Below are 18,854 nucleotides of genomic sequence, written 5' to 3'. Positions count from 1 at the left end.
ATTTTAACGGTCTGCGTTTTTAGGTTGTATCAGCTCGTCAAGAATCACGCATCCCGCGCCGATCGTGATAAAACTGTCGGCTAGGTTGAAGACGGCGAACGACCATGTCTCGGTATGAAACAGGATGTAATCGATCACATGCCCGTAGAGGAACCGGTCGATCAGGTTGCCGAGCGCGCCGGCGATGATCAGCGCATAGCCGAGATGAGCAAAGGTGCGCTGCTTGCCAGTGCGGTGCCAGAGCCAGATGACGAAAGCGACGATAACAAGGCGCATGCCGACGATGAACCACCCGTCCATGCCAGAGAGCATCGAGAAGGCGACGCCGAGATTGTACGTCCGGTAGAGCGCCAGCATCGGGATTAGATGCACCGGCTCCTGAAGTGGCAGCGTACGGTCGACGACGATCTTGACGATCTGGTCAAGCACGACGGCAATGACGATGAAGATCAGGATCGGCAGCGGCCTGGCAAACAGCGTCGGGCGCTCTAGCGTCTGTTCGGTCATTTGGCCTCGTCGAGTGAGAGAAGGTGACGCCGTGCCTCGAAGAGCATGACGGCGCTGGCGACGGCAAGATTGAGGGAGTCGGCGCGGCCCTGCTGCGGAATACGGGCAAGCGCATCGGCTTCCTTTGCAAGATGCTCGGGCAGCCCAGACTGCTCGTTGCCCATCAGGATCACCACCGGCTTCTTCTTGTAGTCGATCGTGCGGTAGTCGACCGATCCGGCCAGGTGCGTCGCGACGACGGAAACGCCGGCGTGCTTCTTCCAGGCGATAAATTCTTCCGCCGTGGCGCGTGCAACGGGAACGGCAAACACCGAGCCCATGGTGGCGCGCACCGTTTCCAGCGAGAAGGGATCAGTCGTTTCGCCGACGAGGATGACGCCGGAGGCGCCGGCAGCATCCGCGGTGCGAATGATCGTGCCGAGATTGCCGGGGTCGCGCACGCGGTCGAGGGCAATCCAGGTTTCGCCTGGCTTCGGGTGGATCTCGCGCAATGGCTTCCAGCGGCTTTCGAAGATGCCGACCACCATCTGCGGATTGTCGCGGCGGGTGATCGAGGAGATCACCTTCTCGCTGACCTCGAGCACCAGGCCACCCGAGGCGACGGTCTTTGCCGCCATCTGCTCGACCAGCGGCTTGCCCTTGGCTGCCTTGGCGTAAACGAGGGTGCGGATTGTCCAGCCGAGTTCAATGGCATCGATGACAAGCTTCAGCCCTTCGGCCATGAAGGTACCGCTCTGCTCGCGGTTTTTCTTGTCGCTAAGCGCCTTGATGTCCTTGATGATAGGATTGGCGAGCGAAGTGACCTCTTTCACGTGCCCGACCTTATGCGGGCCGTGGCCCCTGTGTTCATGGCTCATTTGGGTACCAACGGGAGAAGAGAGAGGTGGAAAGGGCGCGGCCCGGCCTATTGCCGTCCAGCCCGGCCTCGCGAATGACAAGCTCGCCGGATTCGACGACACCGCCGGCCCCGCGCATGGTCTCGCGCATCAGTTCGTGGATCGAATAGAAGCTGGCGCGGATCGAATAGGCGGTCAGCACGAGCCCGACAGCCTTCGGAGACAGGATTTCGCGGCAGATGTCGAGCATTAGCGGTAGGTGGGCGAAAAGATGCCAAACCTCGCCGTTCGGGCCGCGGCCGAAGCTTGGCGGATCAGTGAGGATGATGTCGTAGGTGTTGCCGCGGCGTTCTTCCCGCAGGATGAACTTCATCGCGTCTTCGCAGATCCAGCGGATCGGCGCCTTTTCCAGTCCGCTCATCGCCTGGTTTTCGCGTGCCCAGCCGATCGCTTTCTTGGAAGCATCGACATGCGTAACCTCGGCGCCCGCAGCGGCGGCGACGAGCGAGGCGACACCGGTGTAGCCGAACAGGTTCAGAACCTTCAATGGCCGCTTGGCGGCCTCGACCTGCTGTTTCATCCAGGTCCAGTGGGCGATCTGCTCGGGAAAGACGCCGACGTGGCGGAAAGAGGTGAAGCGGCCGAGAAAATCGACGCCGAGCAGATTAAGCGGCCAAGTCTCGCCGAGCGCTTCCTTGGGAAAGCGCCAGCGCCCGGTGCCTTCCTCGTCGGTGTCGCCGGTGAAGACGGCATCGACTTTCTCCCAGGCCTGTTTCGGCAAGGACGGCTGCCACAATGCCTGGCCCTCCGGGCGCACGATCCGGTAGGGGCCGTATTGCTCCAGTTTCTCGCCATTGCCACTGTCGATCAGATGGAAGTCGCCTGCGCCGAGGGACTCGAGGATAACGGGCACGCGTTCAGCCGGACGTTCGCCAGTGCGCACCATCAGCGGCCGGTCGATTGCCGTCGGCACGGAAGCCGGTTCGCGCACCTTCTCACGAACTGGCGCTGGCTTCGCTGCCGGCTTTATCGGCCGCTGGCCGCGATCGTCAGGGCGGCGTCCGCCCGAGGGGCCGGCGGCGGATTTCTGGCCAGGCCGGCGTTCTTTCTGTCTCACGTGATTTTCCGCGTGCTTCAATTCGATAGAACTCGTGCAAATAGCATCCTGTTTCACCTTGGCAAAGCGCTTTCGGGCTGTGATAAATTGAGGCAGGTCGAAATGGGAGGATTTCGGATGGACTTGACCGGCGAAGAACGGATTACCGCGCCTCGCGATGTCGTATGGGCAGCGCTCAATGACCCGGAGATATTGAAGCAGTGCATTCCGGGCTGTCAGAGCCTGGAAATGAAGTCCCCAACCGAGCTGACGGCTGTGGTCAAGATCAAGATCGGTCCGGTTTCGGCAACCTTCAACGGAGAGGTCACGCTTTCCAATATCAACGCGCCGGAAAGCTACACGATCTCAGGCGAAGGCAAAGGTGGTATCGCCGGCTTTGCCAAGGGTGGCGCCGATGTGGTGCTGAAGGACGAGGGCAACGAAACGGTCCTGCAGTACGAAGCAAAAGCCCAGGTCGGTGGAAAGATCGCGCAGCTCGGCGCACGACTGATCGACTCGACCTCCACGAAGCTGGCGCAGCAGTTCTTCTCGAGTTTCAACGCCGCCGTCAGTGCCAAAGCCGCAGAATAAGGGTCGGAATTGACAGATCTCTCCGTTCAGACGCAGCCGCAATCCGTCAAGTGGACGATCAGATCGCCACGGGAATCGGATCTGGAAACTCTGGCAGACATTTATCTCGCCGTGCGCCGCGAGACCTTTGCGTGGGTCGATCCAGCCAGCTTCCGCCACGATGATTTCAGGGCCCACACACAGGGCGAACATCTGTGGCTCGCGGAGGCGCCAAACGGCGAAATCGCCGGCTTCATGACGTTGTGGCCGCCGGACGATTTCATTCACATGCTCTATGTCAGCAGATCCTGGCAGGGGCAGGGCGCCGGTGCCGCGCTGCTCGCGGCGCTCCCCGATTGGCCGCATAACAAGTATCGCTTGAAATGCCTGGTGAAGAACAACCGCGCCAAGGCCTTCTATTGTTCGAAAGGGTTCGTCGTCACCGGATCAGGCACATCGGCGGAAGGCGACTACGAGGAGATGAGTTTTTATCCAGACGCGTAGAACCACGCGTCTCCGACCCTATTGCAACTGCGGCTTTTTCAGGAACTGATTGCGGTCGGCGGACCTGATGCGCAGCCACGCCTCCCGGCCATCACGCAGCACGCGCATCGGGATTTCCGCGCCCGCCGGACCGCTGCTCCAGACCTTGCGATAGAAATCGGCAAGTCCATCGACTTCGCCATCGCGGATTTCGGAAATGATGTCACCTCGCCGCAGGCCGGCGGTATCCGCGGGGCTGCCTTCAGCGACGCTCATCACGATCACATCGCCGTTGCTTTCCGCCGAGAAGGCTCCAAGCCACGGCCGCGGCGGTTTGTTGACGCGCCCGCGCGTCATCAGGTCGTCCAGAATTGGTGGAAGCAGGTTGATCGGCACGATCATGTTGATGTCGGCGACCTCGCCGTTCTGGCTCATCTGCAAACGCAGCGAACCGATCCCAAGCAGCTTGCCCTCGGCATCAATCAGGGCGGCGCCGCCCCAGGACGGGTGCGCAGGCGTGGTGAAGATTGCCTCATCCAGAAGATATTCCCAGTAGCCGGCGAATTCCTGCTTTGCAACGATCCTCGCCTCCACGAATTGGCCGATGCCATCCGCCAATACGACGGGATCACCGAGGCCGGCTCCGGTCCCGCTTCCGAATTCCAGGGCCGGCAGGCCGAGGTCGCCGAGAGCCTGCAGCAGGCCGAACCCGGTCTCCTGATCATACGCGAGCGGATGGGCTGCGATCACCCGCCCGTCAAGCGTCGTCAGCCAGACTTCCTCGGCTTCGGTGATCAGGTAGCCAATGGTGAGGACCAGCCCGGATGAGTTGATCACGACGCCGCTGCCTTCGCGGCGTGTGCCAAGTGTGCCTGCTGTAAAGGCGTCTTCGGGAATTGATGAGCGGACGGCCACGACTGACCGCAGGATTTCGTCGATATTCATGGTCTCATCCTCGCAAGGCGCCGCGCGTGTGTCGTAGAACGACTGTGCCTAGCAGATGTGCAGCGGGTCTACTTTGTATAGCTATGAAGCTGGGGCGATGGCTGCAAGTGCTTGCCCCGCCGAATTTCAGCCTCGCTTCGGGCGAGCTGTCACCGCGACGGCAGCTGTCCGGCAATTTCCTCGGCGCGGTTTTTGTGCCGATCCGCCTCTGCCTGCCAGCGAACCGCTTCCTTAGCCTCGGTGCGAGCGCGCTTGCGATATTTGCTCTGGTTGAACCAGGTGGCAGCCGAACCGACGACCATGCCGATGATCAGCGCGATAAAGATGAATACAAAGAATGGCGCCGACAGCGAGAGCACGCGGTCTTCCGGCAGGAAGGGATTGAATGCGAGCGTAACCACCTGCCTGTTGGCGACGCAGAAGACAATGAGGATGATTCCGAGTGGCAGCAAAATCAATAGGTTGGTGATCTTTTTCGCCATGCTCGGCCTCCGTATTTCAACGCCCACCGCCTTTGGCGTAGCGCTTTGATCTGGTCAGCAGGATAGTGGGCCGAGAGCCAAGTTCAAGTGCAGGCTTGCCGCAGGCAGTCGTGATCGCGAGGATCAATCCTCTTCGTCGGCCTGTCCCGGGTTGAGACGCTCGCGCAGCTCTTTGCCGGTCTTGAAGAAGGGAACCCACTTCTCCTCGACGAAAACGGTATCGCCGGTGCGCGGATTGCGGCCGGAACGGGAAGGGCGATTTTTGACCGAGAAGGCACCGAAACCGCGCAGCTCGACGCGGTTGCCCGCCGCGAGCGCATCGGTGATCTCGTCGAGCACCGCGTTGACGATATTTTCGACATCGCGATGGTAAAGATGCGGGTTGCGAGCTGCAACAATCTGCACCAGTTCGGACTTGATCACTTCTGCCCCCTTAAATTATTGATTTCTTATTGGTCATTGCCAACCTGCCAAACTGAAAGGAGCCCGTCAAGGAGCAACTTTTGGGGCAGAATTCCACCAAGGTCCCGCGCCTTGGCAAGATTGTCGTAGCCGAGCAGTGTCAGGATTTGAGATGCGCTGTCTGCGAGCAGGAAGGGTGTGCTGCTTCGCTTGTCCCAATCGACCTCCGGTAGGCTCTTGCTGACCTTGCGCGTCTCCAGGTAGGCGCGGATCTCGTCATCCCCGCCGATCTGATCGATCAACTTGGCCTTCAAGGCCTGACGCCCGGTGAAAATCGTGCCATCCGCCAGTTTTAGCACCTCATCACGCGGCAGCTTGCGCCGCTCGGCGACGAGATCGACGAACCACCCATAGCTGTCGACGATCATACTGTTGATCATCGCCTTGGCCTCCTCGCTCGCCGGATGGAACGGCGAGGGTTCGGCCTTCAGGGGCGAGGATTTGATTTCTTCAAGCGACACGCCGATCTTGTCCAGCAGCGGCTTGACCTGCGGATATTGGAAGATCACGCCGATCGAGCCGGTGATCGAGCTGTCGCCGGCAATAATCATGTCGCCGGCAGTCGCGATCATGTAGCCGGCGGAAGCGGCCAGCGTCCGCACGTCGGAGACGACGGGTTTCTTGGCGGCGATGGCGCGGATAGCCTTGAAGACCCTTTCACCGCCATAGGTCGTGCCGCCGGGCGAGGAAATGGAGACGACGACGGCCTTTACCGCATCGTTCTTTTCGATCTTCTTCAGTCGCTCCAGCAACTCGTCATCATCGGTGATCAGTCCGGAAATGGTCACGTGGGCGACGTGTGGCCGGCTGCGTGGGACGTCGCCGATGAAGGCGCTGTAGGCGGCAAAGCCCAGTGCCACGAGCAGCAACACCGCGACGACGCGCCAGAAGCCGACCTTGCGGCGAAGCCTGCGGCGATCGGCGATCATCGAACTGTCCATTAATTCCTCCAGGGGGTGGCGAGCACGCACGACCCCTAACCTTAGGGCTATTGCGCCGTTCGGACACGTTGATTTTACACGTTCCGGCGCCTTTGTTGCTTGTTGCAGAAAAAAATCCATATTGGCAAGTCAGTGTAATAATGCGAAACGAACTGTGATCGGGCGCGGCAACGCCTATATAAGCTGCCCGATCACGGACATGGACCAGGTTATGCTCAATACATTGAACACCAGCGGAAAGGCCGACTATGCGGCGCCGAAGCGAGGCGCCTATGTCGATGCGCGCTTCCATTCCGCACGTGTACGCCGCCTGAAGGTCATTCTGCCGGTGGCGGCCGTCGTGGTGTCGCTGGTCTTTATTGGTGTGTCTGTTATCCGCACCTATCTGCCGGAAAATATAAAGATCGAGGGCGCCAAGATCGAGAACGGCAAGGTCGTAATGGAAAAGCCCGCCATCTCGGGCCGCAATTCGGACGGGATCAACTATTCGATGCTGGCCGAACGGGCGCTCCAGGATATCAAGAATCCGAACCTGATGACGCTTGAGAAGATCAAGGCTGCGGTGCCGATGAAGGACGACCTGATCGCTCGCGTCGAAGCGACGTCTGCGGACTACGATCGCGCGACCGACAATCTCGATGTTCGATCCCCCTTTGCCATTCTGTTGAGCAACGGCCTTACGGCCAAGTTCCAGACCGCCAAGGTGGATATCAAAGGTGGGAAACTCACCAGCGAGGATCCCGTAAGTATTCAGAAAGATGGCGCCTCTATTGTTGCGCAGTCGATCAAGATGACGGATAAGGGGCAGACGATCACATTCGAGGGGAATGTACGCATGAATGTCGATCCGTCCGCTATTCACAAACAGGGCACTTAACAGCCGGGTCACCATGACAAACGATTGTCGCATTTCTACCCGCAAGGCGGGAGCAGTATTTTTCAATGGCGCGGTCGCGCTGCTGCTGTTGGCCGGAGGCGCCCTGGCGCAGGCAACGACCAGCCAAATGGACGGCCTGAAGCTGAACAGGGACGAACCGATTCAGATCGAGAGCGACAAGCTGGAGATCCACGATCAGGAGCACACGGCCGATTTCACGGGCAATGTGAAGGTCGTACAAGGCAAGACAACGCTGCAGGCCGGCCACATGACGGTCTATTACAAGCCGAAGGCCGATCCCAACGCGGCGCCGGCCGCTGGCGCCAAGAAGGCTGCACCCGCCCAGAACACCTCGGCGTCGATTTCATCGGGAAACACGGATATCGATCACATCGTGGTCACGGATAAGGTGTACCTGACCTCGGGCACGCAGACAGCGACCGCCGACAACGGTTCGTTCGATATGGCCAAGCAGCTGTTCATCCTCAAGGGGGACAAGGTTGTCTTGACCGATGGACCGAACGTCTTTACGGGCTGCCAGTTGACGGTCCACATGGAAACAGGTCAGGCACAGTTGGACAGCTGCGGGGGGCGCGTCCAGATCCAGCTTGATCCGAAGTCACAGAAACAGAACTGACCCCGGCCTTACCACGTGAAGTTATTCTCGCTATCGACCATGTTCGGCAGGTCCGGGCAGCAAGCTGCTGAGACCCCCGCCGGTGACAAGAGCCGCTATCAGGGCACGCTAATCGCGCGCGGTCTGACAAAGACCTACAGCACGCGGCGCGTGGTGAACGGCGTGTCGCTGGTCGTTCGACGTGGCGAAGCCGTCGGGCTGCTCGGCCCGAACGGTGCCGGCAAGACTACCTGCTTCTACATGATCACCGGGCTCGTACCCGTTGACGAGGGTACGATCGAGATCGACGGCAACGATGTCACGACGATGCCGATGTACCGTCGCTCGAGGCTAGGTGTCGGCTACCTGCCGCAGGAAGCGTCGATCTTCCGTGGGTTGACCGTCGAAGAAAATATTCGCGCGGTTCTTGAAGTGCACATCAACGACAAGGCTGCACGCGAGAAGAAACTCGACGAGCTGCTCGACGAATTCCATATTCGCAAGCTGCGCAAGAGCGCCGCGGTGTCGCTCTCCGGTGGCGAGAGGCGGCGTCTGGAAATTGCTCGCGCACTGGCAACCGATCCGACCTTCATGCTGTTGGACGAGCCGTTCGCCGGCGTCGATCCGATTTCCGTCGCCGACATCCAGCACCTCGTGCATCACCTGACAGGGCGCGGTATCGGCGTGCTGATCACCGACCACAATGTGCGCGAGACACTCGGCCTGATCGACCGCGCCTACATCATCCATGCAGGCGAAGTGCTGACGCATGGTCGCGCCAACGACATCGTCAACAATCCGGAAGTGCGCCGCCTGTATCTCGGCGACAATTTCAGCCTCTGACGCGTGCAGGCCAGCCCGGAAATTCACCTTCCGTGACGGTTCTGCTTGACCAAATAGAATAAAAAAGCAATTTTTGGGCCAACTTGGATATCCGTGGCCTGAGCCCGTGGCAGGACGCGGTTTCCCGGAGGAGACGAACGGGAGTTTCGCGTCCGCTATGGCATTGTCGGCCAACCTTTTTCTGCGCCAGAACCAGTCGCTGGTGATGACACCGCAGCTGATGCAGTCCATCCAGTTGCTGCAGATGACGCATTTTGAGCTGACCCAGTTCATTGCCCAGGAAGTTGAGAAAAATCCGCTGCTCGAGATTCCGTCGACTGACGCAGACGCAGCTCCCGAGCGCGGCGGCGCGGAAGACGAGGCTTACGCATCGCAGCCGGACGAGACCTCCGAAGACGGCTACGACAGCCGGACTGAAGTTCTGTCGGGCGACTGGTACGAGAGTGGCAACGCCGGGGGCGCAAACCGCCTCAGCGATGAACTCGACGCCAACTACGCCAATGTCTTTCCCGATGACGGTGCCCCGCAGCGCGCCGATGCGCCGGAGCTGATCAGCCAGTGGAAATCGATGCCCGGCGGCGGCGATGGGGCAGAGAGTTACGATCTCGATGATTTCGTTGCCGGCCAGACCTCTCTGCGCGACCACCTGGCCCAGCAACTGCCCTTTGTTCTGCCCGACATGGCCGACCGGATGATTGCCCAGCATCTCGTCGACCAACTCGACGAGGCCGGCTACCTTCACGGCGATGCGACCGAGGCGGCCGATCGCCTGGGCGCCGACCCCGACGATGTCGAGCGGGTGATCGCAGCCCTGCAGACCCTCGATCCGCCCGGTGTTTTCGCCCGCAATCTGGCGGAGTGCCTGGCGATCCAGCTTCGCCAGAAGGATCGCTTTGATCCTGCTATGCAAGCGTTGGTCGGCAATCTCGAGCTTCTGGCGCGGCGTGACTTCGCGACACTGAAACGGCTTTGCGGCGTTGACGAGGAAGATCTGCTCGACATGCTGAGCGAGATCCGCCAGCTCAACCCGAAGCCCGGCACCGGCTTCGAAGCAGGGATGTCCGAGGCGATCATGCCTGACGTCGTCGTGCGCGCAAGCGCCGATGGTGGCTGGCTGATCGAGCTCAATCCGGACACGCTGCCGCGCGTTCTGGTCAATCAGGCGTATTTTTCAAAAGTTACGAAAAGTGGCGATGACTACGCCTTTCTGTCGGAATGTCTGCAGACCGCCAACTGGTTGACCCGGAGCCTCGATCAGCGGGCTAAGACGATCATGAAGGTGGCAAGCGAGATCGTCCGGCAGCAGGATGCCTTCCTGATGCATGGCGTCGATCACCTGCGACCGCTCAACCTCAAGACGGTGGCGGATGCCATCAAGATGCATGAATCCACGGTCAGCCGCGTGACGTCAAACAAGTACATGCTGACACCACGCGGCCTCTTCGAGCTCAAGTATTTCTTCAGCGTTTCGATCAGTGCCGTTGAAGGCGGCGATAGTCATTCGGCCGAGGCCGTCCGCCACAAGATCCGGACGCTGATCATGCAGGAAACCCCGGAGGCCGTGCTTTCGGATGACGATATAGCGGATATCCTCAAGAAGAGCGGCGTCGATCTCGCTCGTCGCACAGTGGCAAAATACCGTGAAGCAATGAGCATTGCTTCCTCCGTCCAGCGCAGGCGCGAAAAGAAAGCCCTGGCCAAGGTCGCGGGCTTTTGAGAGCGATTTCGCAGCCATCAGTGCGTGTATTTCAAGGCGCTAATAAAAGTCTGTTGACATTTTGGTAACTTCTGGCTAGAAGCCCGCCGCAATTGGCGCTGTGGACAGCGCTAGGAAGTTATCCCCATCATCCTCAGGGCGCCTGAAGCCGGCAACTTCGGCCGATCTTGCTTGGGATCGTGCGAAGTGCTTGGATGAGCGGGAGCCTTGGCGTAAACTGGTACTCGCAAACTACCATAAGAAGGGAAACTCCATGAGTGTGCGTGTATCCGGTAAACATATGGAAATTGGTGACTCGTTTCGTCAGCGGATCGAGGACCAAATCGGTGTAGCCGTCACGAAATACTTCGACGGAGGGTATTCCGGTCAAGTGATCGTACATAAGGCCAACGCCCGGTTTTCCGCGGACTGCAAGCTTCATCTCGATAGCGGAGTTGTATTGCATGCCGCCGGAGAGGCGATGGATCCGCAGTTGGCGTTCGATGCCGCTTCCGAGCGGATCGAAAAGCGTCTTCGCCGCTACAAGCGCAAGCTGAAGGATCACTACTCTGGAAATCACCAGAATGGTTCAGCGGAAGTTGCCTATACCGTCATGGATGGCATGTCGGACAACGAAGACGAGATCCCGGATGATTTCGCGCCGGCGATCGTCGCCGAAAGCACCAAGCAACTGAAAACAATGTCGGTCGCGACCGCCGTGATGGCGCTCGACATGACGGATGAGCCGCTGCTGCTGTTTCGCAGCCCCGGCAAGGAACAATTGAACATCGTTTATCGTCGGCATGACGGTAACATTGGCTGGATCGATGCAGCCAGCATCAAAAGCTGAGGTTAAGGCGAAGGGCGGCAGTTAGGCTGCCGCCATCGCTCTCTCGGCGCAGAAGGAAAATAAAATGGCATTGGCAGATTTGCTGCAGCAAAATGCGATAATTCCCGCCCTCAGGGTAAATTCCAAGAAACAGCTCCTCCAGGAATTGGCTGCAAAGGCGTCGAAAGTCACAGGACTTTCGGAGCGGGAAGTTTTCGATGTTGTCCTGCAGCGCGAGCGCCTCGGCTCCACCGGCGTCGGCAACGGCATCGCCATACCGCACGGCAAGCTCGCAAGCGTCCACTCCATCGTCGGCATCTTCGCGCGCCTTGAGCAGCCGGTCGATTTCGAGGCTCTGGACGATCAGCCTGTTGACCTTGTGTTCCTGCTTCTCGCGCCAGAAGGCGCCGGTGCGGATCACCTGAAGGCCCTGTCTCGCATCGCCCGCGTGCTGCGTGACCACGATCTTGTCGCCAAGCTGCGCGCGACCGACTCCGCGTCGGCGATCTATGCATTCCTCAATGAAGAGCAGACCTCGAACGCTGCCTGAGCATTCGACATTCCATTAGAAAAGGCGCCTGATTGCTCAGGCGCCTTTCTTGTTTTGAGCGACCGGGCTCGGCTTAGAATTCCTCCCAATTGTCCTGGGCCAGTGCTGCCGAACCGTGTGTCTGCGGGACGGCCCGGCGCGGTGCCGGAGCTGCGGCCTGGCGATAGGTCGCAGCGGCGGTCGGCGCACGCATCTGCTGAGCCGTCGAGCGCAGCGCCGAAGCGTGGCTCATGCCGGATACGCGGAAGCGCGTGACGAGCTGCTTCAGCGTCTGCGCCTCGTCGTTGAGCGTGACGCTGGCGGCCGTCGTCTCCTCGACCATGGCGGCGTTCTGCTGGGTCACCTGGTCCATCTGGTTCATGGCCTGGTTGATCTCTTTTAGGCCGATCGCCTGTTCGCTGGCCGATGCCGAGATCTGGCGGATGAGACCGTTGATACCCATGACCTGCTCGGAGATCTTGTGGAGCGTGTCGCCCGCGCGACCGACGAGATCGACGCCTTCCTTGACCTGTACGGCCGAGGTGTTGATGAGCGTCTTGATCTCCTTGGCGGCATTTGCCGAACGCTGAGCTAGCTCGCGGACTTCCTGCGCGACGACGGCGAAGCCCTTGCCGGCTTCCCCAGCGCGGGCGGCTTCGACGCCGGCGTTCAGTGCCAGCAGGTTGGTCTGGAAGGCGATCTCGTCGATGACGCTGATGATGCGCGAGACCTCTGTCGAGGACTGCTCGATGCCCTGCATCGAAGCGATCGCCTTGCGCACGACTTCGCCTGACTTTTCGGCATCCTCGCAGGCGAGGTTGACGTTATCAGCGGCGGTGCGGGCATTCTCGGCGCTCGAGTTGACCTGGGCGGTAAGCTCGTTCAGTGCCGCCGCCGTCTCTTCGAGGCTTGCTGCCTGCTGTTCGGTGCGCTTGGCGAGGTCAGAGGCACTGCCACTGATTTCGCTGGTGCCGGAGCCGATGTTCACGACGCTGAGGTTCATCGTCTTGATGGTTTCCTCGAGGCTTTCGAGCGCCGCGTTGAAATCCTGCTTCAGCTTGGCATATTCGCCCGGGAACTCCTCGGTGATGCGGTGACCGAGATTGCCCTGAGACAATTCGGACAGGCCAGAACCGACGATCGAGACGATGTGACGCTGCAGCGTGACGGACTGCTGCCGCTCGGCCTCCGACCGGCCGCGCTCGGCCTCGGCTGCGTCTCTCTGGTTGTTCGCTTCAGCTTCGAGGCGCTGCGTGTCGGCAAGCGCAAAGCGGAAGCCTTCCAGCGCCTTCGCGACCGAACCGATCTCGTCGGCCCGCTCCTGACCGGCAACCGGCTGCTCGTACTTGCCGTCGCTAAGTGCCTTGACGCTGGCGACGAGGCCGCCGATCGGGCGCTGGACGAGAGAACGGACGGCTAGGTAGAGGGCAATCATGACCGCGGCGAGCACGAGAATGCCGGCTGCGACCATCATGAAGGTCTGATCTTGAACAGGCGCGTTGATGGCGGTGTGCGGGACGTCGACGAGGACGACCCAAGTCGTGTTCACGTCGGGTAGGGCGAAGGGGTAAACGACGCGATCGAAGGGTTCATAACCGTCATAGGCGAGGTTCTTGACGACGGCGGGCTGCAGTGTCGAAAGCGCGCTCTTTACGGCGTCGGTGCCTTCGCCGTCGTAGTCCTTCATGGCGAGTTCGGGGATCGGCGAGACAATCCATTTGCCGGTCTGCGAGAGCAGCGTGACGCGGCCGGAACCGAAGGGATGCAGCGTCGAGAGCTTGTCGCGGAGCGACTTAAGCGAGATGTCGACGCCGCTGACACCGATCAGCTTGCCACCAGACATGACCGGATAGGCAATCGAGGTCATCGCGGTGTTTTCACCGGTGGTCGTTTCCGCATAAGGCGGCGACAGTGCGCCCTTCTTGCTCTCCGCAGCGAGCGCGTACCAGGCAGCCTTGTAGTCGGAATCAAAGGTCGAAAAGGTGAAGCCACCATCCTTGCTCTTCGTCCAGTAGGGGTTGAACGTGCCATCCTTGCCGGCGCCGAATTCGACCTTGCCTGCCATCGTCGGCGACTGGCCGTCAAAGGCGTTCGGCTCTTCGGCGAACCAGCTTCCGAAGGCGAACTGGTTGCGTTCGACGTTTGCCTTCAACATGTCGAGAACGGCCTTGCGGTCGAGATATTTGCCTTCCTGACCGCGGCCGATCGTGCCGGCCATCGAGCGGGCCGCGCCCGCCAACTCTCCAACGGAGGAAGCAACCTCGTTGGCGATCGCCTTCGCTTCGAGATTGGCTTGATCCATCGTTAGCGTCTGGACGCGGTTGCGCGTCTCGCCGATGAGGAAGAAATTGGAGACGAGGAGGACGAATGCGATGGCAATGCCGGTAATGAGGATAAGCTTGGCTGCAAGCGATTTCATGCGAAAGATGAACATGGAGTCCTCGGGGAGCAAGGATGTGCCGGACGGGGCATTCATCGGCACAGGGGACGGAGGCGTCGCCCCCTCATGGAGCAGCCGTTACAGAAACCGGCCCCCTAGGGAAGTCCGGTGATGGCTGGAACATCACCGAAAACCTCTTAAATTTGAATGAAATCCTATAAAAATCGACTGGATCTGCAGCGAACGGTTCAATGTGTCGCGGGTGAGGCTGTCTTATAGCGCGTTTGCGACGTCCGAGCTCGATGGGATCGATGGCTGGGCCCCCTGCTTGAGGCAAGCGAGTGAGCCGGCCACCGCCGCGCGGCGCAAGGATGCTTCGAAATCCAGTCCCTCATCGAGGCTCGCGGCGAAGTAGCCACAGAAAGTGTCGCCGGCGCCCACCGTATCGACGGGCTCGATCTTCAGTCCCTTGGCCCGAGAAACGACACCGTCGCGAATGGCAATGACGCCGTCCGCGCCAAGCGTCACGATCAGGGTCTGCCCGGTCTCCGCATTGAGGCGCTTCAATGCGGCCTCGCGGTCGCCTGCGCCCATGTTCTCCTGGCCGGCAAGCCGCTCGAATTCCGTCTCGTTCGCAATCACGATGTCCGCGAGGCGGCCGAGGCGGGCGGCGTCTTCGATCAGCGGCGCAAGGTTGAGCACGGTCGTCACGCCCTTGGCGCGGGCGTTGGCCAGGGCCTGCTCGACCGCCGGGACCGGAACTTCGAGTTGCAGCATCAGGATGTCGCCCCTGCTCATGGCACGGACCGCCGCGTCGGCATCGGCTGGCGTTATCGTGCCGTTTGCCCCTGGCACCACGGCAATCATGTTCTCGCCGTCACCGCCGACGAGGATCAACGCGGTGCCAGTCGGCTCGTCGACCTGTTTGACCGCCTGAAGCTCGGTGCCGGCTTCCTTCAGCAGCGCGAGCGCCGGCTCGGCGAAGCCATCTCGCCCGACTGCGCCTGCCATGTGAACGGTTCGTCCCGCCCGTCGCGCAGCAAGCGCCTGGTTGGCGCCCTTGCCGCCAGCAGCCGTCGAGAAGCCGTTGCCGGCGACGGTCTCGCCGGGCTTCGGCAACCGCGCGGTGGTGGCGATGAGGTCCATGTTGATGGAGCCGAAAACTGTGATCATGAGTGTCCCGTCCCGTGCTTTTCTTGGGCGCGACACTGCCCGAAGGGCTTACTCGTCGTCAACCACTCTGAGCTTCAGAAGCCCGCTGCGGCTATCGACGGATTTCGGCGAGGAGTCGTTGTCGCGCGCCGCGGCCTTGCCATTGTCGCTGCCTTCGAACTCCAGGGCCTCGATCTTTGCGCCGCGCTTGGTGAGCTTATCGGTGGAGGTGAGAATCTGGTCGACGTCCCTCTGAGCCATGGAAAAATGGCTCTGCAGCTTGCGGACGCGCTCGTCGAGCCGGCCGAGGTCATCCATCAGGTTCGCCACCTCGCCCTGGATGACATGCGCTTGGGCCCGCATGCGCTGATCCTTCAGCACCGCCTGGATGACCTGGATGGAGAGCATCAGCAGTGACGGCGACACGATGACAATGCGCGACCGATGCGCCTTCTGGACGATCGCTTCGAAATTCTCGTGGATCTCCGCGAAGATCGATTCCGACGGGACGAACATGAAGGCGGTGTCCTGCGTCTCCCCCTGGATCAGATATTTTTCGGAGATATCGCGTATATGCGTCTCCATGTCGCGGCGAAACTGCTGCGAGGCGACCTTGGCTCCGTCAGGCCCGCCGGCATCGCGTATCGCGTTCCAGGCCTCAAGTGGAAACTTGGCATCGATCACCAGCGGCGGCGCGCCGTTCGGCATGCGGATCGTGCAGTCCGGGCGCGAGCCGTTCGACAGCGTCTGCTGGAAGGCATAGGCGCCCATCGGCAAGCCATCCGCGACAATCGTCTCCATGCGCGATTGGCCGAAGGCTCCGCGCGTCTGCTTGTTGGAGAGGATCGCCTGCAGGCCGACGACGTCCTTTGCCAAAGTTTGGATATTGTTCTGTGCGGCATCGATGACGGCGAGACGTTCCTGCAACCGCTGCAGGTTTTCGTGTGTCGACTTCGTCTGTTCGCTGATCGTCGTACTGACGCGCTGCGACATTCCGTCCAGGCGCTGGTTGATCGCCTGGTTCAATTCGGATTGTCTCGAGCCGAACACTTCCGCCATCGTCGACATCCGCCCGTGCATCTCGGACTGGATCTTCAGAAGTTCCGCCATGCGGGCATCCGCCTCTGCCGCGCGCAGGCTCGCAACCTCTGCCTGCTCGCGCCGCACCTGCCCACTGCGGACAAGGAGGACGACCAGGAGCAAGATCATTGCGGCAATTCCGCCGCCGGCGAGCGCCAGCATTGCGGGGCTAATATGCGACAGGGCGAGGAAGAGCGACTCAGAGCTGGTGTTCATGGCGCAACCATAGCAAATCGGGATGAGATGACTAGATCAAAACGTGAACAACTCACAGTCACTTCGAAACGCTCGCAATGCCGGAAGAAACGAGTGCTGACAAATGACAAGCTCATTTAACCATTACTCAACCATATTGCGCAAAAGCTCTGCTCAATTTTTCCCTTCCGTATCAATCACGAAGCAGAGACATCATGACCAGCCAGCAGTCCGACAGCGCGCTCAAGCAACGCCTCGATTTCATTGAGCTGGATGATGCAGCGCGCACGGCCCTGCGGGAGATGCGCCCGGCGATCTCCGAGCTGCTCGGTGGCGCACTGGACAAGTTCTATGCGAAACTGGCGAAGACCTCTGATGTCGCAAGCTTCTTCGCCGACAAGGCGCACATGGGCCATGCTAAGAAGCGCCAGGAAGACCACTGGGCGAACCTAGCGGGCGGCAACTTCGACGAGTCCTATGTGAAGGGGGTGGTTGCGGTCGGCAAGACGCACGCCCGCATCGGGCTCGAGCCACGCTGGTACATCGGCGGCTATGCTTTGCTGATGAGCGAACTCGTGAAGGGCCTCATGGCCAAGCAGTGGCCTTCTATGTTTGGCAGGCAGCAGGGCAAGGTCCTGGCCGAGAAGCTGGCAGCTGTCATCAAGGCCGCGATGCTCGACATGGATTACTCGATCTCGGTCTACCTGGAAACTCTTGAAGAAAAGCGCCGGACGCTGGAAGCGGAACGTGCAAAGGCCGAACAGGATCAGGCGATCGCACTCGATCATCTTCGCCGCGGGCTGGAGGCACTCTCTAACGGCGATCTCGAGGCGACTCTGCCACCCGATCTTCCGGGCAACTTCAAAGCCATGGCTGACGATTACAACCGTGCTGTCGCCGCACTTCGCACCTCCTTCGTCTCTGTGCGGGCAACCTCGGGTGAGATTCTCAAGGGTACGGATGTAATTGCCAAGGCGTCCGATGACCTTGCTCTGCGTACCGCTCAGCAGGCCGCCGGTGTCGAAGAAAGTTCGGCGGCGCTGCAGCAGCTCTCGGTCAGCGTCGGCCAGACGGCGGCAAATGCCGAAAAGGCATCTGGCGCCGTTCGCGAAACGCAGCAGAAGGCGAAGAACTCCGGCGAGCTTGTGACCAGCGCAGTTTCCGCCATGGCCGGCATCGAAAAGTCTTCCACGGAGATCTCCAAGATCATCGGCGTGATCGACGAGATCGCCTTTCAGACAAACCTTTTGGCACTGAACGCCGGCGTCGAAGCGGCGCGTGCCGGCGATGCGGGCAAGGGTTTTGCAGTTGTCGCGCAGGAAGTCCGCCAGCTCGCTCAACGCACAGCCGACGCCGCCAAGGAAATCAAGAACCTGATTTCGGAGAGCTCGATCCAGGTGAACGAGGGCGTCGACATCGTCAGCAGCACCGGTGAGGCGCTCAACGACATGATCAACCGCATCGACATCATCAACCGCTTTGTTGCCGATATCGCCGCCGCCGCGCGCGATCAGGCAACCGGCGTCAATGAGGTCAGCATCGCCATCCGCAACATGGATACCATTACCCAGCAAAACTCGGGCATGGTCGAGAACACTTCGGCCGAAACCCGGCATCTGCGCGGCGAGGTCGACAATCTTGTGGCGCTGCTGCAGCGGTTCCGTACCGGCGGCGAGCATCGCTCGATGGCCGCGCCACGCCGCGCCGCTTAAAGGAATGCGGCGAAAATCCGGGCTGGGACGTAAAAAAGCGTCCCGCCCGCCTGCCGGATAATTCCATCCTGGAAAAAGATGCGTTATGGGAACGCCATGACCATCAAGCCACTCATCATTCTCCCCGATCCGCTGCTTCGTCAGGTTTCCAAGCCGATCGAGCGCGTCGACGCCGATTTTCAGCGTCTCGCCGACGACATGCTTGAAACCATGTATGACGCGCCAGGCATCGGCCTTGCTGCCATCCAGATCGGCGTGCCGCGCCGCATGCTGGTGATTGACGTTTCCCGCGAGGGCGAAGAGAAGCAGCCGCTGGTATTCGTCAACCCGGAAATCGTCGCATCCTCAGACGAGCGCTCGGTGTACGAAGAGGGCTGCCTATCCATCCCTGATTACTACGCCGAAGTCGAACGGCCGGCGACCGTCACCGTCAACTATCTCGACCGCGACGGCAAGGAGCAGACGGTGCAGGCCGACGGCTTGCTCGCGACCTGCTTGCAGCACGAGATCGACCACCTGAACGGCGTGCTTTTCATCGACCACATCTCGCGCCTGAAGCGCGACATGGTGATCAAGAAGTTCACCAAGGCAGCGAAGTCGGCGAAGGCGCTTTAAGCGGGGTT

At 60.5% G+C, this 18,854-nt stretch carries 20 protein-coding genes; 10 read left to right on the top strand and 10 right to left on the bottom strand.

Annotated features, from left to right (window positions below; all coding sequences use genetic code 11):
- Positions 1-3 precede the first annotated feature (3 nt).
- From lspA to FHT97_RS05845, 3 genes are read right to left on the bottom strand one after another with little or no spacing between them, the layout of a single operon-like run.
- Positions 4-507, bottom strand: coding sequence for a signal peptidase II (lspA, locus tag FHT97_RS05855; RefSeq protein ID WP_183860518.1), 504 nt, complete (start codon positions 505-507; stop codon positions 4-6).
- Complete coding sequence (locus FHT97_RS05850; RefSeq protein ID WP_183860516.1) at positions 504-1,364, bottom strand: RNA methyltransferase; 861 nt, start codon at positions 1,362-1,364, stop codon at positions 504-506. The genes lspA and FHT97_RS05850 overlap by 4 nt, the downstream gene beginning before the upstream one ends.
- Positions 1,354-2,460 carry a class I SAM-dependent methyltransferase gene (locus FHT97_RS05845; RefSeq protein ID WP_183860514.1) on the bottom strand — a complete coding sequence of 369 codons (1,107 nt, stop codon included), beginning with the start codon at positions 2,458-2,460 and terminating at the stop codon, positions 1,354-1,356. The genes FHT97_RS05850 and FHT97_RS05845 overlap by 11 nt, the downstream gene beginning before the upstream one ends.
- 117 nt (positions 2,461-2,577) lie before the next feature.
- Between FHT97_RS05845 and FHT97_RS05840 the strand changes: the two genes are divergently transcribed.
- Positions 2,578-3,030 (top strand): carbon monoxide dehydrogenase subunit G, encoded by a 453-nt coding sequence (locus FHT97_RS05840; RefSeq protein WP_183860512.1) that lies wholly within the window; start codon positions 2,578-2,580, stop codon positions 3,028-3,030.
- Positions 3,031-3,039: 9 nt separating this feature from the next.
- A complete protein-coding gene (locus FHT97_RS05835; RefSeq protein WP_183860510.1) occupies positions 3,040-3,513 on the top strand; it encodes a GNAT family N-acetyltransferase in 474 nt (157 codons plus the stop codon).
- Between the two features lie 18 nt (positions 3,514-3,531).
- Here the strand turns inward: FHT97_RS05835 and FHT97_RS05830 are convergent, their stop codons facing one another.
- From FHT97_RS05830 to sppA, 4 genes are all read right to left on the bottom strand, one after another.
- Positions 3,532-4,437: a S1C family serine protease gene (locus FHT97_RS05830; RefSeq protein WP_183753205.1), complete on the bottom strand. Its 906-nt coding sequence runs from the start codon at positions 4,435-4,437 to the stop codon at positions 3,532-3,534.
- Between the two features lie 149 nt (positions 4,438-4,586).
- Positions 4,587-4,919 carry a lipopolysaccharide assembly protein LapA domain-containing protein gene (locus FHT97_RS05825; RefSeq protein WP_183753204.1) on the bottom strand — a complete coding sequence of 111 codons (333 nt, stop codon included), beginning with the start codon at positions 4,917-4,919 and terminating at the stop codon, positions 4,587-4,589.
- 123 nt (positions 4,920-5,042) lie between these two features.
- Positions 5,043-5,342: an integration host factor subunit beta gene (locus FHT97_RS05820; protein WP_003544934.1), complete on the bottom strand. Its 300-nt coding sequence runs from the start codon at positions 5,340-5,342 to the stop codon at positions 5,043-5,045.
- Positions 5,343-5,368: 26 nt separating this feature from the next.
- Entirely contained in the window at positions 5,369-6,322 is a 954-nt protein-coding gene (gene sppA, locus FHT97_RS05815; RefSeq protein ID WP_183860507.1) for a signal peptide peptidase SppA, read from the bottom strand.
- A 211-nt stretch (positions 6,323-6,533) separates the two neighbouring features.
- Here sppA and lptC point away from each other — a divergent pair, with 211 nt between their 5' ends.
- From lptC to ptsN, 6 genes are all read left to right on the top strand, one after another.
- Positions 6,534-7,199 (top strand): LPS export ABC transporter periplasmic protein LptC, encoded by a 666-nt coding sequence (gene lptC, locus FHT97_RS05810; protein WP_183860505.1) that lies wholly within the window; start codon positions 6,534-6,536, stop codon positions 7,197-7,199.
- 13 nt (positions 7,200-7,212) lie between these two features.
- Positions 7,213-7,836, top strand: coding sequence for an LptA/OstA family protein (locus FHT97_RS05805; protein ID WP_016552527.1), 624 nt, complete (start codon positions 7,213-7,215; stop codon positions 7,834-7,836).
- A 39-nt stretch (positions 7,837-7,875) separates the two neighbouring features.
- Positions 7,876-8,658 carry an LPS export ABC transporter ATP-binding protein gene (lptB, locus tag FHT97_RS05800; protein WP_016552528.1) on the top strand — a complete coding sequence of 261 codons (783 nt, stop codon included), beginning with the start codon at positions 7,876-7,878 and terminating at the stop codon, positions 8,656-8,658.
- A 157-nt stretch (positions 8,659-8,815) separates the two neighbouring features.
- Positions 8,816-10,375 carry an RNA polymerase factor sigma-54 gene (gene rpoN / locus FHT97_RS05795; protein ID WP_183860503.1) on the top strand — a complete coding sequence of 520 codons (1,560 nt, stop codon included), beginning with the start codon at positions 8,816-8,818 and terminating at the stop codon, positions 10,373-10,375.
- A 253-nt stretch (positions 10,376-10,628) separates the two neighbouring features.
- Positions 10,629-11,204 (top strand): ribosome-associated translation inhibitor RaiA, encoded by a 576-nt coding sequence (raiA, locus tag FHT97_RS05790; RefSeq protein ID WP_016552530.1) that lies wholly within the window; start codon positions 10,629-10,631, stop codon positions 11,202-11,204.
- Positions 11,205-11,268: 64 nt separating this feature from the next.
- Positions 11,269-11,733: a PTS IIA-like nitrogen regulatory protein PtsN gene (gene ptsN, locus FHT97_RS05785; RefSeq protein WP_183753195.1), complete on the top strand. Its 465-nt coding sequence runs from the start codon at positions 11,269-11,271 to the stop codon at positions 11,731-11,733.
- A gap of 73 nt (positions 11,734-11,806) precedes the next feature.
- On the opposite strand, the gene FHT97_RS05780 is transcribed toward ptsN, so the two are convergent.
- The 3 genes from FHT97_RS05780 to FHT97_RS05770 all read right to left on the bottom strand — a co-directional run bounded on the left by FHT97_RS05780 (position 11,807) and on the right by FHT97_RS05770 (position 16,540).
- Complete coding sequence (locus FHT97_RS05780; protein WP_183860501.1) at positions 11,807-14,146, bottom strand: methyl-accepting chemotaxis protein; 2,340 nt, start codon at positions 14,144-14,146, stop codon at positions 11,807-11,809.
- Positions 14,147-14,365: 219 nt separating this feature from the next.
- The gene (locus tag FHT97_RS05775; protein ID WP_183860499.1) at positions 14,366-15,265 is read right to left on the bottom strand and encodes a ribokinase; all 900 of its coding nucleotides are present in this window, start codon (positions 15,263-15,265) and stop codon (positions 14,366-14,368) included.
- A gap of 48 nt (positions 15,266-15,313) precedes the next feature.
- On the bottom strand, positions 15,314-16,540 hold the full coding sequence (locus FHT97_RS05770) for a DNA recombination protein RmuC (RefSeq protein WP_183860497.1): 1,227 nt from the start codon (positions 16,538-16,540) through the stop codon (positions 15,314-15,316).
- 194 nt (positions 16,541-16,734) lie between these two features.
- On the opposite strand from FHT97_RS05770, the gene FHT97_RS05765 reads away from it, so the two are divergent.
- Together FHT97_RS05765 and def are read left to right on the top strand one after the other, a co-directional pair.
- Positions 16,735-18,231 (top strand): globin-coupled sensor protein, encoded by a 1,497-nt coding sequence (locus FHT97_RS05765; RefSeq protein WP_183860495.1) that lies wholly within the window; start codon positions 16,735-16,737, stop codon positions 18,229-18,231.
- Between the two features lie 96 nt (positions 18,232-18,327).
- Positions 18,328-18,846, top strand: a complete 519-nt coding sequence (gene def / locus FHT97_RS05760) for a peptide deformylase (RefSeq protein WP_114712448.1) — start codon at positions 18,328-18,330, stop codon at positions 18,844-18,846.
- Positions 18,847-18,854: the final 8 nt, after the last annotated feature.

Source organism: Rhizobium sp. BK399 (assembly GCF_014194695.1).
Classification (GTDB): Bacteria; Pseudomonadota; Alphaproteobacteria; order Rhizobiales; family Rhizobiaceae; genus Rhizobium.
The sequence above is the reverse complement of the archived record's forward strand: the minus strand, read 5'-3'. Positions and strand labels throughout refer to the sequence as shown.

Coding starts and splice junctions, on each gene's coding strand:
- lspA (WP_183860518.1), bottom strand. CDS start 507: ATGACCGAACAGACGCTAGAGCGCCCGACGCTGTTTGCCAGGCCGCTG.
- FHT97_RS05850 (WP_183860516.1), bottom strand. CDS start 1,364: ATGAGCCATGAACACAGGGGCCACGGCCCGCATAAGGTCGGGCACGTG.
- FHT97_RS05840 (WP_183860512.1), top strand. CDS start 2,578: ATGGACTTGACCGGCGAAGAACGGATTACCGCGCCTCGCGATGTCGTA.
- FHT97_RS05830 (WP_183753205.1), bottom strand. CDS start 4,437: ATGAATATCGACGAAATCCTGCGGTCAGTCGTGGCCGTCCGCTCATCA.
- FHT97_RS05825 (WP_183753204.1), bottom strand. CDS start 4,919: ATGGCGAAAAAGATCACCAACCTATTGATTTTGCTGCCACTCGGAATC.
- sppA (WP_183860507.1), bottom strand. CDS start 6,322: ATGGACAGTTCGATGATCGCCGATCGCCGCAGGCTTCGCCGCAAGGTC.
- lptC (WP_183860505.1), top strand. CDS start 6,534: ATGCTCAATACATTGAACACCAGCGGAAAGGCCGACTATGCGGCGCCG.
- FHT97_RS05805 (WP_016552527.1), top strand. CDS start 7,213: ATGACAAACGATTGTCGCATTTCTACCCGCAAGGCGGGAGCAGTATTT.
- lptB (WP_016552528.1), top strand. CDS start 7,876: ATGTTCGGCAGGTCCGGGCAGCAAGCTGCTGAGACCCCCGCCGGTGAC.
- rpoN (WP_183860503.1), top strand. CDS start 8,816: ATGGCATTGTCGGCCAACCTTTTTCTGCGCCAGAACCAGTCGCTGGTG.
- raiA (WP_016552530.1), top strand. CDS start 10,629: ATGAGTGTGCGTGTATCCGGTAAACATATGGAAATTGGTGACTCGTTT.
- ptsN (WP_183753195.1), top strand. CDS start 11,269: ATGGCATTGGCAGATTTGCTGCAGCAAAATGCGATAATTCCCGCCCTC.
- FHT97_RS05780 (WP_183860501.1), bottom strand. CDS start 14,146: ATGTTCATCTTTCGCATGAAATCGCTTGCAGCCAAGCTTATCCTCATT.
- FHT97_RS05775 (WP_183860499.1), bottom strand. CDS start 15,265: ATGATCACAGTTTTCGGCTCCATCAACATGGACCTCATCGCCACCACC.
- FHT97_RS05770 (WP_183860497.1), bottom strand. CDS start 16,540: ATGAACACCAGCTCTGAGTCGCTCTTCCTCGCCCTGTCGCATATTAGC.
- FHT97_RS05765 (WP_183860495.1), top strand. CDS start 16,735: ATGACCAGCCAGCAGTCCGACAGCGCGCTCAAGCAACGCCTCGATTTC.
- def (WP_114712448.1), top strand. CDS start 18,328: ATGACCATCAAGCCACTCATCATTCTCCCCGATCCGCTGCTTCGTCAG.